The 13,480-nt window shown below is 43.7% G+C and carries 11 protein-coding genes and 1 pseudogene; 3 read left to right on the forward strand and 9 right to left on the reverse strand.

Annotated elements, in window-relative coordinates; genetic code table 11:
* Positions 1 to 21 precede the first annotated feature (21 nt).
* Positions 22 to 468 carry a hypothetical protein gene (locus PSU72_RS04865; protein WP_300431203.1) on the forward strand — a complete coding sequence of 149 codons (447 nt, stop codon included), beginning with the start codon at positions 22 to 24 and terminating at the stop codon, positions 466 to 468.
* 237 nt (positions 469 to 705) lie between these two features.
* Here PSU72_RS04865 and PSU72_RS04870 read toward each other — a convergent pair whose 3' ends face one another.
* From PSU72_RS04870 to PSU72_RS04890, 5 genes are all read right to left on the reverse strand, one after another.
* Positions 706 to 2,085, reverse strand: coding sequence for an ATP-binding protein (locus PSU72_RS04870; protein ID WP_300431205.1), 1,380 nt, complete (start codon positions 2,083 to 2,085; stop codon positions 706 to 708).
* Positions 2,086 to 2,099: 14 nt separating this feature from the next.
* Complete coding sequence (locus tag PSU72_RS04875; protein ID WP_300431604.1) at positions 2,100 to 2,789, reverse strand: response regulator transcription factor; 690 nt, start codon at positions 2,787 to 2,789, stop codon at positions 2,100 to 2,102.
* A gap of 140 nt (positions 2,790 to 2,929) precedes the next feature.
* On the reverse strand, positions 2,930 to 3,706 hold the full coding sequence (locus tag PSU72_RS04880) for a ferredoxin--NADP reductase (protein WP_300431207.1): 777 nt from the start codon (positions 3,704 to 3,706) through the stop codon (positions 2,930 to 2,932).
* 47 nt (positions 3,707 to 3,753) lie between these two features.
* The gene (locus PSU72_RS04885) at positions 3,754 to 4,686 is read right to left on the reverse strand and encodes an FAD-binding protein (protein WP_300431208.1); all 933 of its coding nucleotides are present in this window, start codon (positions 4,684 to 4,686) and stop codon (positions 3,754 to 3,756) included.
* The gene (locus PSU72_RS04890) at positions 4,683 to 5,435 is read right to left on the reverse strand and encodes an electron transfer flavoprotein subunit beta/FixA family protein (RefSeq protein ID WP_300431209.1); all 753 of its coding nucleotides are present in this window, start codon (positions 5,433 to 5,435) and stop codon (positions 4,683 to 4,685) included. Before PSU72_RS04890 ends, PSU72_RS04885 begins: the two co-directional genes overlap by 4 nt.
* Positions 5,436 to 5,549: 114 nt before the next feature.
* Between PSU72_RS04890 and PSU72_RS04895 the strand changes: the two are divergent.
* Both PSU72_RS04895 and PSU72_RS04900 read left to right on the forward strand, forming a co-directional pair.
* Positions 5,550 to 6,484, forward strand: a pseudogene (locus PSU72_RS04895) (LysR family transcriptional regulator).
* Between the two features lie 47 nt (positions 6,485 to 6,531).
* Positions 6,532 to 8,193 (forward strand): electron transfer flavoprotein-ubiquinone oxidoreductase, encoded by a 1,662-nt coding sequence (locus PSU72_RS04900; RefSeq protein WP_300431605.1) that lies wholly within the window; start codon positions 6,532 to 6,534, stop codon positions 8,191 to 8,193.
* A gap of 69 nt (positions 8,194 to 8,262) precedes the next feature.
* Here PSU72_RS04900 and PSU72_RS04905 read toward each other — a convergent pair whose 3' ends face one another.
* From PSU72_RS04905 to PSU72_RS04920, 4 genes are all read right to left on the reverse strand, one after another.
* A complete protein-coding gene (locus tag PSU72_RS04905; protein WP_300431210.1) occupies positions 8,263 to 8,928 on the reverse strand; it encodes a hypothetical protein in 666 nt (221 codons plus the stop codon).
* A gap of 397 nt (positions 8,929 to 9,325) precedes the next feature.
* Entirely contained in the window at positions 9,326 to 10,546 is a 1,221-nt protein-coding gene (locus tag PSU72_RS04910; RefSeq protein ID WP_300431211.1) for an MFS transporter, read from the reverse strand.
* Between the two features lie 5 nt (positions 10,547 to 10,551).
* A complete protein-coding gene (locus tag PSU72_RS04915; RefSeq protein ID WP_300431212.1) occupies positions 10,552 to 11,892 on the reverse strand; it encodes a glutamine synthetase family protein in 1,341 nt (446 codons plus the stop codon).
* 43 nt (positions 11,893 to 11,935) lie between these two features.
* Positions 11,936 to 13,438 (reverse strand): CoA-acylating methylmalonate-semialdehyde dehydrogenase, encoded by a 1,503-nt coding sequence (locus tag PSU72_RS04920; protein WP_300431213.1) that lies wholly within the window; start codon positions 13,436 to 13,438, stop codon positions 11,936 to 11,938.
* Positions 13,439 to 13,480 lie beyond the last annotated feature (42 nt).

The following is a 13,480-nucleotide window of genomic DNA, read 5'->3' on the forward strand; positions in this document are numbered from 1 at the left end:
GTATCGAAGATGGGATCACAGATGTCCAAGCAGATGATGAAGACATCGGATACCAACGAAGATGGATCGTTAGATAAAGCCGAGTTTACAAAAGCATTAACGGCCATGGGTGTTTCGTCGGAAGATGCGGCCAAAAAATTTGATAGCATCGATAAAAACAATACGGGAAAAATTTCACAAAGTGATATTGAGGCAGATATTAAAGAAACTGCCAAGAGTGGTCCTCCTTCAGTAAAACCGCCTGCAGGTGGTGCTGGAAAACCCGGAGGCGCTCAAGGTGGTGGAGATACAAAAAGTTATGATGTGAAAGATACCAACAAAGATGGAACGGTGTCTGCCGCAGAGGAGTTAATTTACGATATGAAGCATGCGACAACTGACAAGAAGTCTGATGCTGGAGCCAACCAGCAAACACAGAATAGTGCAGCGCAGCAGAAAGTGGGTAGTGTGGTTGATGTGACTGTGTGATTTAAACTGAAAGTAATACTACTGAAAAAGAGGTTTTCTAAAGCCTCTTTTTTTATAGCTAAGTAGAATTTGGTTAATTATAGCTGTTCCATCAAATAATCCGATACTGTAGCCAATTGCACAAAATCGTCATGCCGACGAAAGTCGGTATCCAGAGTTTTTAAGTCACTGGATTCCGTGTCGAGCACGGAATGACATGTTAGGTAGTGGGATTGTTTAGTGGAGTAGCTATAAAAACTAGCAAGGCAGCACGATTTGTACCCTAAAGCCTTTAGGTTTGAGATTTTGCGCAGAAACGCTGCCGCCATGGGCTTCAATCACCTGCTTGGTGATGGCTAAACCAAGGCCATTACCGATGGTTTGACTGCCAGAAACACCTCTAATAAATGGTTTGAAAATATCTTCCAGTTCGGTTTCTTTTACACCAATACCTTGATCGGTAACGGCGATGAATAGGTTTTTCTCGACATCAGAATGTGTTGTAGAAATGCTAATATCACTGGCTTCTGGGCCATATTTAATAGCGTTACGCACTACGTTTTCAATCGCCCTGTAAAGGAAGTCTGGCTGTCCTTCTAAAACATAATCTCTGTCTACTGTCAGATGCAAATGAATGCGCTTAGATTGGGCTTCAAATTGCGCATCTACAATAATGCTATTGAGCAAAGCGCTTAATTCCAGCGGTTCTTTTGCAATTTGAATGACGCCAGATTCTAGCTTAGATAACTCCAATAATTCACCCACTAAACCATCGATGCGATTAGCCTCTAGCTCGATACGCTCTAGAAAGTCAGATGTTGGATCCTGCTTCATTAAACCTAAAGCCATTTGCATTCTGGCTAGCGGTGAGCGCATTTCATGCGAAACATGGTGTAACAGCCTAGTTTGCGCTTGTAATAAGCTTTCTAAGCGCGAAGCCATTGCATCAAAATCATGACCTAAATCTGAAAGTTCATCACGTCTTTTACCCATGGCATGCGCTACCCTTACGTCTAACTTGCCGTTTGAGGCTTGTTTAAACGCTGCGCGTAGGCTGCTGATAGGTTTTGAAAAATACGCTGCAAGTATAGCTGCAAATATCAAGCTTACAAGAGAGCCACCGAATAATGGCATTAATGGAAACCGCGGTGGCGGTCTTGGGGTTGACATACCATTCTTTAGCATATGTTCTGGCAGTTGACCGTGGTTATGGCCAAACTCATCTCTGCGGCCATTATCTTGAACAAATAACAAGTAGGACTGACCATTACTTAGCTTAATGTTTTTGGCAAACGCTTGAAATTTTGCATCTTGGGCTAGCTTGTTGGCCATATCTAAGCTGGCTTTTGTGTAAGGGCGCAGCATTAACTCTTGACCATTTTCTCTTACCGCGAGCACTTTTGGCATAGGCTGGCGTTGCCAGTCTTGTAAAAGATGCTTGAGTCCTTCTACGCCGCCAAATTGTAAAGTTGAAGATGCGGCAGCTAGCAAAGATCTTGCTGGCGGCGACATTTCGACTCCATTATCTTGTAAAACTTCATGTCTGTTATGCAGCCAAATCGCAAAGCTTAACCCTATAACCGTGGTGAGCTGCGCCAAAAAGAAAAATATAAAGAATTTCCAGAATAGTCTGCCCATTAAGTTTACCAGCACTATTCCCTAATCAATTGGTAGCCCATGCGATATACGGTTTGAATGTAATCGCTACCATTAGCACTTGTGCCGATTTTTTGCCTGATGCTGCTCATATGTACGTCTACACTACGGTCAAATCGTACTAATGTGCGACCCATTGCCTGCAGCGCGAGATCTTCTTTGCACACTACATGACCAGCATTTTTAGCGAGTACTTCTAGTAAGTTAAATTCGGTACTTGTGAGGTTGATAGCTTTGCCTGCTACCTCTACACGGCGTTGCGCTGGTGTGATTGTTAGACCGCCAATTATGATTTGTAAGGCCAACTGAGAGCCATCTTTAGTGATTTTTGATCTGCGCAACAAGGCGCGAATTCGTGCTAATAGTTCGCGAGGTGTACAAGGTTTTGGCACGTAATCATCCGCGCCTGATTCCAACCCCATTACGCGTTCTGATTCATCACCTTTGGCGGTGAGCATAATCACTGGAATGTGGCTTGCTTGACGAATTAAGCATAATGTTTCAATGCCATTGAGTTTAGGCATCATCACATCCAGCACAGTTAAATCGAATTGACCTGCGAGTGCATATTGGGCGCCAGTCTGACCATCATTAGCCACTGTCACATCAAAACCCTCTGTGACCAGATACTGTTCAAGCATCTCCGTGAGTGCTATGTCGTCATCAATAAGCAATATTTTATGCATCATTACACATGTAAATTAATAAAAGATTCAACATCATAGCTACTACGGCATGCAATAAACAGTAGCGCACTATGACATTTACTTAACTTTACTTTTACAGTGTTTGCTGCGAGAGCAAGGGAGTGCTTATTTAGAGCAGGTTACTTTTCAACAAAAGCGCGTTCAATCACATAGTCACCTGGGTCACCGATACGAGGTGATACTTTAAAACCTAAGTTATCAAGCAGCGTTTCTGTATCAGCCAGCATTTGTGGGCTACCGCATATCATGGCGCGGTCATCTGTTGGGTTGATTGGCGGCAGTCCAATATCTTCAAATAGTTTTCCTGAGTTAATCAGATCAGTCAGGCGACCTTGATTACGGAAAGGCTCTCTGGTAACTGTTGGATAGTAAATTAATTTATTACGTACTTCCTCACCAAAAAACTCATTGTTTGGCAGTTCTTTTTCAATAAAATCTGCGTAAGCAAGCTCGCTGAGATGACGTACACCATGTATCAATATTACTTTTTCAAAGCGATCATACACTTCAATGTCTTGAATCAGGCTCATGAATGGCGCTAGACCAGTGCCTGTAGAGAGTAAGTAAAGATTCTTAGCTGGTTTTAAATCGTGAATCACTAAGGTGCCGGTTGGTTTACGGCTGACTAACAATTCATCGCCCACTTTTAAATGCTGCAGACGTGATGTCAATGGACCATTAGGTACTTTAATACTAAAAAACTCTAAATGCTCTTCATAATTAGGGCTGGCAATACTATAGGCGCGGGTAAGCGGGCGACCATCAACCTCTAGTCCTATCATCACAAATTGGCCGTTTTCAAAACGTAAACCTGGGTCACGGGTGGTTTTAAAACTGAATAAACTGTCGTTCCAATGATGGACACTAAGTACACGTTCGCTTGAATATTTGCTCATATTTTTTCTTAACTTAATTTATTAAAGGTAATTTGTATTACGCGTAATTATTGAATAGCCGCGGTGAGTTCGGGGATGACATCGAACAAGTCCGCGACAAGGCCATAGTCCGCCACTTGGAAGATAGGCGCATCAGGATCTTGATTGATAGCCACCACAATCTTACTATCTCTCATGCCATAGGTATGTTGAATGGCACCAGACACACCAACTGCAATATACAATTCAGGCGCTACAACAACACCGGTCTGACCCACTTGAATATCGTTAGGTGCGTAGCCTGCATCCACGGCTGCACGTGTTGCACCTAGTGCGGCGCCTAATTTATAAGCTAATGGTGATAGCACTTGTTCAAATTTCTCTGCGCTACCAAGTGATCTGCCGCCAGATACGACAATTTTGGCTGAACCTAAAGGTGGTCGGTCTGACTGACTGCGAACTTCAGATTTCCAACTAGCTTTTTTGAAAGCAGCAGGTGTTTCGGTACTTGTAATTTCAGCATTCCCACCAAGACTTGCCGCAGTAAAGTTGCTGCCATGCACTGTCAGCAATTGAACAGCATCAGTGCTTTGTATCGTGGTTAATACATTACCTGCATATGTCGAGCGAACGTAGGTATTATCAGCTTTGATTTCCAACACGTCGGAAATCATCGCTACATCTAGCAATGCAGATAAGCGTGGCAATGCATTTTTACTAAATGAGGAGTGCGCCGCAAGTATGACGTCATAGCCTTCACTGATAGATGCAACTAAGTTAGCAATGTCTTCTGCTAAAGGATGAGCGAGGTGAGCCGCATTTGCATGCACCACACGTTCAACGCCATGAATAGAAGCAGCCTGTTGCACAACTGCATCAGCGCTATGGCCGGCAACTAAAACGTGAATAGGTGAGTTCCAAAATTGCGCTGCAGTCACGGCTTGATGTACGGAAGAACTTAATTGAAGGCCATCATGTTCCGCTAGAATTAAAATTTTCATACTAAAATCCCTTCATGCGAGCGTAATTTATTGAGAAGCTCTTCAACACTATTTACTTTAATACCAGCTTTTCTTACCGCTGGTTCACTTACTTGTATTAACTTAAGGCGTGCATCTAAATTCACACCAAGCTCAGCTGCGTTAATCGTTTCAATCGGCTTTTTTCTGGCCATCATTAAGTTTGGTAGTTTCACAAAACGTGGTTCATTTAAGCGCAAATCCGCTGTAATCACTGCAGGTAAAGCTAAAGCAAGCGTTTCTGTTCCGCCATCTACCTCACGAGTGACTGTGACCTCTTCACCTTCAATTTGTAGCGTGGATGCGAATGTGCCTTGTGGATAATCCAAAAGCGCAGCTAACATTTGCCCAGTTTGGCCTGCATCATCGTCAATCGCTTGTTTGCCAAGGATGATAAGGTTTGGTTGTTCACGTGTAACAATAGACTTTAATAGCTTAGCAACTGCTAATGGTTGTAAATCAGCGCTGGCCTCTATCAGAATGGCGCGATCCGCACCCATTGCCAATGAATGACGAAGTACATCTTGATTCGCTGATGTGCCTAGAGAAACAGCAACAACTTCTGTAGCGACACCTTTTTCTTTTAAGCGTAAAGCTTCTTCAAGTGCATTCTCATCAAAAGGGTTAATGCCCATTTTGACGCCCTCGATATCCACATCAGAACCATCTGGTTTGATGCGTACTTTAATGTTGTAATCTACTACTCGTTTGACTGCGACTAATATTTTCATGACAGTTTCCTTTGCAATTGCTGTGCATTCTACACTAGCGTATAATATATACTAAATGGATTATAATGATTATATATATCTATTGTATAGATATATCAATTTGGTATTAAGCACATGAAATATAGCTTACGACAACTTGAGATTTTTGTTGCAATTAGCCGTACAGAGAGCGTGTCGCGTGCGTCTGAGGCATTGTCACTTTCACAGTCTGCAACGAGTACTGCGCTCAGCGAACTTGAGCGGCAATTCGATTTGCAGCTTTTCGATCGCGTCGGTAAATCTTTACGCATTAATGAAACAGGGCAGCAATTGTTGCCAAGAGCCGTTGAGTTACTTGATAGAGCCAAAGAAATAGAGAACCTGTTGCAAGGACATGCTGGTTTTGGGCATATGAGAATTGGTGCAACACTTACTGTCGGCAATTACCTAGCGACGATTCTGGTTGCCAGATTTTTACAGGAGCACCCTGAGAGCCGCATACAATTAAAGGTGCATAATACCAGTACGATAGTGCAGCAGATAGCCAATCATGAATTAGACTTAGGTTTAATCGAGGGTGATTGCAATCACCCTGATATTGAGGTTCAGCCATGGATAGCTGATGAGCTTGTTGTGTTTAGTGCACCAAATCATTCATTGGCTGGCCAGCGTAAAGTTTCTATGGAGCAACTACTTCAAGAAGACTGGATTTTGCGTGAAAAGGGTTCCGGTACGCGCGAAACGTTTGACCGAGCATTTCATAGTCATCACTCTGAGCTTAAAATCAGGTTAGAGTTAGAGCATACCGAAGCGATTAAACGTGCCGTAGAATCTGGGCTTGGCATTGGGTGTATTTCACGCTTAGCGCTAAAAGATGCTTTTCGCCGCGGCAGCTTGGTCGCTATTTCCACGCCTAATTTGGACTTGAGTCGTTTCTTTTATTTTCTGTGGCATAAGCAGAAAATCATAAATATCAAACGACTGGGGTTCGGGAATTTTTAAATTTATGCAAGCGTTTGACTGTAGGTGTTGAGCGAAGTGACTTGGTTAATCTGCCAGAAATTGCTTAGCCAGAAATAGACTACCAGAATAGACTGAAGAATACAGAAGGATAATGATGCAACGTGACGTGATGAATTATGATGTTTTGATTGTAGGTGCTGGCCCGTCCGGGCTTGCTGCGGCAATTAGACTTAAGCAACTTGCCAATGAAACTGGCAAAGAGTTAAGTGTATGCGTCCTTGAAAAAGGCGCAGAAGTTGGCGCACATATACTCTCAGGCGCGGTGATAGACCCCATTGCATTAAACGAACTCATCCCAGATTGGGAGGAGCAGGGTGCGCCTCTCAATACTCCAGTTCAAGATGATGAGTTTCTGATACTAAGTGAAACAAAATCTTGGTCAATCCCGCACCGCTTAATGCCACCTTTGATGAACAATCAAGGTAATTACATTGCCAGCTTAGGCGATGTATGTCGATGGCTGGGCGAGCAAGCTGAAGCCTTGGGTGTTGAAATTTACGCGGGCTTTTCTGCACAAGAAATGCTTTATGACGAACAGGATAAAGTCGTCGGCATCATTACTGGTGATATGGGACGAGATGCTACTGGTCAGCCAACTGCACAATTCACAGCGGGTATTGAAATCAGAGCGCCCTATACCTTAATCGCAGAAGGCACTCGCGGCTCACTTACGCGCGAGCTAGAAAGTCATTTTGATTTACGCAAAAATTCATCTCCACAGAAGTATGGTTTAGGTTTTAAAGAGGTTTGGCGTATTCCTGCTGAGCAGCATAGTAAAGGCTTGGTTCAGCATAGCCTAGGATGGCCGCTAAATAAAGATACGGGCGGCGGATCTTTTATCTATCACTATGGCGAACAGTTGGTTTCAGTTGGCTTTGTCGTGCATCTGGATTATGCCAATCCGCATTTATCACTTTATGATGAATTTCAGCGCTTTAAGACTCACCCTAAAATGCAAGCGCTACTTAAAGGCGGTAAGCGTTTAAGCTATGGCGCAAGAGCTATTAGCGAAGGTGGTTTGCAATCTTGGCCTGAACTGGTATTCCCTGGCGGCGCGCTGATTGGTTGCAGTGCAGGTATGGTGAATGTGCCACGTATTAAAGGCAGTCATAACGCAATGAAATCAGGCATGCTGGCAGCTGAAGCGGTATTCGAGGCGCTAAATAATCCAGTGGATAATCACTCAGCAACGCCTTTGTTGCTTAACTACACTAAAGCGTTACAGGATTCATGGGTTTGGCAAGACCTCAACGCTGTACGCAATGTAAAGCCGTTATTATCAAAATTTGGTAGTTGGGTAGGGATGTTGCTAGGTGGATTTGAAATGTGGTTGGCGGCATTTAAGCTACATTTACCATGGACACTTCAGCATGATAAAGCTGACCATAATTGCACTAAACCAGCGGCTGATATGCCTAAAATTAACTATCCTAAACCTGATGGAATTTACAGCTTCGATAAATTAAATTCAATTAGTCTGAGCAATATTGCGCATGATGCTAATCAACCATGTCATCTACATTTACTAGATAACACTGTGCCAATCAGTATCAATCTCGCAATATATGATGCGCCCGAACAGCGTTATTGCCCAGCTGGCGTGTATGAGATAGTCGTTAAGAATGAGGCAAAGCATTTGCAGATTAATGCGCAAAACTGCATACATTGCAAAACCTGCGATATTAAAGACCCTACGCAGAATATTGTGTGGGTTCCGCCTGAGGGTGGAAGCGGTCCCGTTTATTCTGGCATGTAATGATTCGCAGGCGTTCTGCACATGTGATAGCAAACCTCAGCTAGTGAGGTTTGCACACGTAATGGCTATTTAAACCTTAGTACTGACCACATTACCTGACGCGCCATGACCTTCTAAACTGCTAGACAATGACTGTAAGAAAGTCTCTAGGCTACTTCCGCCAGAAGAGGATTTTCCCAAAGCGCTCAACAAATCATTAAAGCTGGATTGTAATGAAGAGCTTGAACTATCACTGGAGCTAGAGCTATCAGATGAAGACGAGCTACTAGTATTACTGAGTTGTGAAATTAAACTTTGCATTTTGCTATCCATATCACTGCTTCCCATGCCCATTGGTGGTGGGGGAGGTAGCATAGAATCCTGTTCTGATGACGATGAGTCATTTGAAGTATTGGAGCCACTTTGAGATTGCAGTGCCGCCATTAGGTTTTGCATAAAAGTACTTAAAGCAGATGTAGCATCTGTGCTTGAGGCCGTTGTGTCTGAGCTTGTAGTATCGCTACTTGAGCTTGTACTTGAAGTGCTTGACGCACTGGGGTCGCCAAAGATGGAAGAAAGACCGCCTGATATTCCAGCAGATTTAAGCGCAGTGTCTATTGCACCCATTAGTCCACCATCATCTTTACCCTGACGTTGGTCATTGTCAGGCTTCATGCGATGTGCGCTATGTCCAGCGCTGGTTTGCGATGTTTGATAAATACTATTGGTTGATGACACACTACTGATACTCGTCATAATGATTACTCCTTAGTGAGTTTAATTTACAAAATATTCCTCTATTTATAAAGTGTTAATCAGTCATCCTTTGATATATAAGCTTTGATATATAAGTCGTGAGGGATGCGAATCTAACTAAATAAAATAGTGGTAGATTTATGGATATCTTCGAGAAGTGATCAGCAAAAAAGCGATTTCATCTTCTGAATATTCCAAGCGATGATTTAATCACTGTCGGGCGTAATCAATATGTGTGATTAGATGCAGTTAAACGCTCTAACTTATTGAATTAATTGTAAATTTTTGTAAGTTTATGTAAAGATAATGATTGTTTGGGGATTCTTTATTCAAGAATATGAACTCTGATTAAGAGCGTGGAGGGTATATTTTTTACAAAGTATTCAATAACATAGTATCAATCGACTGTATTTTTATGTGACTGCCAAAATAGTACGATTGCGATCACCAATATTATCGCCAATTGCTGCCAAAATAAGCTTCTGCTGCCAGCATGACTCACGACAAAGCCCGCTACAAATGGTCCTGCAGCGGACAAAATTGTGTAAACGATGGACACTTGTCTGACGCGATTACTTAAGTTTACTTCTGAATGGCTTGCCTTTGTAACCGTTGTATCAGTCAGTGTTGCCCAAAAGATGCCTAGTGTAAGCAAACCGCCGCCTACACCGCCTAATATGAACATGGTCACTGCTAAATTTAAGAAGTTCTTTTCGAAAATGATAGCAATTAGTACCGCTAAGAATGCGGCAAAAGTGCATAGTTTGGCTGTCCATAATAAGCCTTTGTTGTCCGCTAACCAACCTATCGCAAACTGACAAGTCGTCGCACCAATGCCTAGAATGGTGAGTAACCAGGCTACATTACTGCTGGCTAAGCCAATGTCAGCGCTGTATACGGGTAGAAACGCTAAGATACTGCCTTCCATCCAGCCGCCTAAACCTGAGATTAGCGCACCAAATCCCATCAAAAATGCGATGGTTTGTTTGATAGGTTTGCTTAAATTTAAATGACTGTCTTTGAAATTATTTTCTTGTGAGCTATCTGTCACGGATAAAGTGACCGCGATGAATAGCGGCATGATTGCCAGCATGATGATGGTTGCCGCCATCAAAAACGCAGTTGGTTTGATTGCACCCACACTCACAATAATCAGTGGCGCTAAGATGGCAGCAATGCTAATCAGGGTTTCGTGTATGCCGATAATTCTGCCGCGTGCATGTGCAGGCGCGAGTCGGTATAGCCAAGTTTCGTTGGCTATCCACCGCAAACCTAAGCCAAAACCGATAGCCGCTGCGGGAATAAGCCACCATTGCCAATCCAGCCAGGGCATTACAGCAAAGCTTAATGCGCTAATGACTAAGCCTAAAATCACCGTGATGCGATAGCCCAAAGCGCGTATGAGTTGACCTGTGACTAAAAGCCCAGCCAACATGCCTAGCCACAGTGCGGAGCTAGTGATACCAATTTGCTCTGGCGTTGCGCCTTTAGCGACTAATGCGATGGGCAGCAAGGTTGTGCCTAGCCCATACTGACCAATCTGCGAAAGCGTAGAAACAGCATTGAGCGCAACTATGCTTAAGTTGCGGCGTTTATCGGATAGTTGTGCAGTGAGCATGCAACTTATACTTGCAAAGCCAAATAGCGTCTATCCCAGCTACTCACTTCGTACATAAAGTGCGCTAGCTCAATCTCTTTAACGTTGCAAAATGCATCTATAAATTCGTTGCCAAACATTTCACGCGCAGATTTGCTTTGCTTAAGCTGCGTGATGGCGCTTTCTAAGCCGATGGCAATTTCGCGTGGGAATTCATAACCATCTTTATCATCCACAGGTGCGGTAGACTTCAGTTTTTCTTGCATACCACGTAAGCCGCAAGCAAGCGAGGCAGCCATTGCCAAATAAGGGTTGGCATCGCTGCCAGCAAAGCGATTTTCAACGCGACGCGCTGCAGCCACAGAGTGTGGTACGCGTAGGCCAATAGTGCGGTTATCGTGCCCCCATTGCAGGTTAACCGGTGCTTGCGTGCCAAGCGCATAGCGGCGCCACGAATTAAAATAAGGTGCCATCCATGGCATTAAATCTGCCATGTAGTTTTGCAGGCCGGCAATATAGGCGTAAAACTCTGGTGTGGCGTTTCCTTTGTTATCGCTAAAAATATTGTTACCTTTAGCGTCAATAATACTTTGGTGTAAATGCATAGAGCTGCCGTCGTAATCAGCTAAAGGTTTCGCCATGAACACCGCATTTAAGCCATGTTGAGCGGCAATCTCGCGCAAGGTATGTTTAAATAGCACCACATCATCGGCAAGTTTAAGCGCATTACCATGCAGCAGATTAATTTCAAACTGATTGGGTGCCATTTCATGCAGCCAAGTATCGGTACGAATTTCCAGTGCATCAAAAGCGGCTTGTAGTGCCTGCCAAAAGTCGCGCATTTCAGCAGTAGAGTTTAGGCTATAGCCCATTTGACGCTCTAGTTCTATGCTGCCGCCACGCATGGTAGGTGGCGTGAAACCTGTTGCTTCTTGACCGTCACGTTTAAATAGATAAAACTCAATTTCTGGCGCGACTACAGGCTGTAAACCAAGTGCTTGATATTGCGCTAAAACTTTTCTAAGCACATTGCGCGGTGCGTGTTCTGACGGACTACCATCAAAATTCATGCAGTCATGCAGCACCCAAGCACGCTGTGGCTGCCATGGCAGTATTTTAAATGTACTGTAATCTGGCTTAAGTATGGTGTCGTTATCTGTCGCACCAATCACATGGTCATCGCAATACTCGCCATTAATAGTTTGTAAAATCACCGCTCTGGCGATGCGTAATTCTTTGCCTTTTGCAAAGTCATGAGCGCGCATCACCTTGCCACGTAGTGTGGCGTTGATCGTAGGGAACAGGCACTCTACTTCGGTGATTTTATTTTTCTTAATTAATTCAGCAACGTGCTTTAACGATGACATATTTTTATCTTATGAATTTATCTTGTGAATTGATTGGGTGTTTTTACTTCATGGTCGGCATAACAAATTCAGAGCCCGTACTTTTAGCGGCAGAAGGCCAGCGAGAAGTGGTGGTTTTTAAGCGTGTGTAAAAGCGCATACCTTCAGTACCATAGATGTGATGGTCACCAAATAATGAGCGTTTCCAGCCACCAAAGCTATGGAAAGCAATTGGCACAGGAATCGCCACATTCACGCCAACCATGCCCGCTTGTACGCGACTAGTGAACTCACGTGCGACTTCACCGTCATGTGTGAAAATTGCCGTGCCGTTGCCAAACTCATGGTCGTTGACTAATTGCAATGCTTCTTCAAACGTTTCTGCACGCACTACACATAATACTGGACCAAAAATTTCCTCTTTATAAATGCGCATGTCTTTGGTGACATTATCGAATAAGCATGGTGCCAAAAAGAAGCCTTGTTCATGACCTGCATGGCTATAGCCGCGACCATCGATGACTAGATTTGCACCTTCTGACACACCTAAATCAACATATTCTTTCACCTTGGCAAAGTGCTGTGGTGTTACTAATGGACCCATATCTGCTTTTTCATTCAAGCCTTGGTCTATCACGATGGTTTTCACTTTTTCTTTTAGTTTAGCCACTAATTTATCAGCAATATCACCTACTGTTACAGCTACTGAAATCGCCATGCAACGCTCACCAGCAGAGCCGTAACCTGCGCCAATCAGTGCATCAGCCACTTGGTCTAAATCCGCGTCTGGCATCACCACTAAGTGGTTTTTGGCACCACCTAAAGCTTGCACGCGTTTGCCATTTTTAGTGCCAGTGCTGTAAATATATTCAGCAATCGGTGTTGAACCTACAAAGCTAATAGCTTGAATGCGCTTATCTGTGAGTAATACATCAACCGCTTCTTTATCGCCATTCACTAAGTTAAATACTCCTGCCGGCAAACCGGCTTCAGAAAGTAAATCCGCAATCATCAAGCTTGCACTTGGCGTTTTTTCTGATGGTTTTAGTACAAATGTATTGCCGGTCGCTAATGCCATGGGAATCATCCATAGCGGTACCATAATAGGGAAGTTAAATGGAGTAATGCCAGCAACAACGCCCAGTGGCTGATGCATGCTGTAAGTATCTATGCCCATGCCAACTTGCTCGTTAAAATCACCTTTGAGTAAATGTGGCATGCCGCAGGAAAACTCCACCACTTCGATTCCGCGCGTCACTTCACCGCGTGCATCACTAATCGTTTTTCCATGTTCAAGTGAAATCGCTTTAGCTAAATCGTTGGCATGTTCATCAAGTAAGGCTTTGAACTTAAACATGATGCGTGCGCGTCTGAGTGCTGGCATGGCAGCCCAAGCTGGGAATGCGGCCTGTGCTGCAGTAATCGCGGCTTCAGTTTCCGCTACGCTTGCGTTACTTAATTTTGCTTGGACTTCACCTGTTGCTGGGTTGTAAACGTCACTTAATCTGCCGCTAGCACCAGCGATGTGCTGACCGTTGATATAGTGTCCGATAGTTTTTATACTCATTTTTGTGATTCCATTTTATATATTGTATTTACTAGTAAGTCG

It is taken from the genome of Methylotenera sp., assembly GCF_029945535.1.
GTDB lineage: Bacteria > Pseudomonadota > Gammaproteobacteria > Burkholderiales > Methylophilaceae > Methylotenera.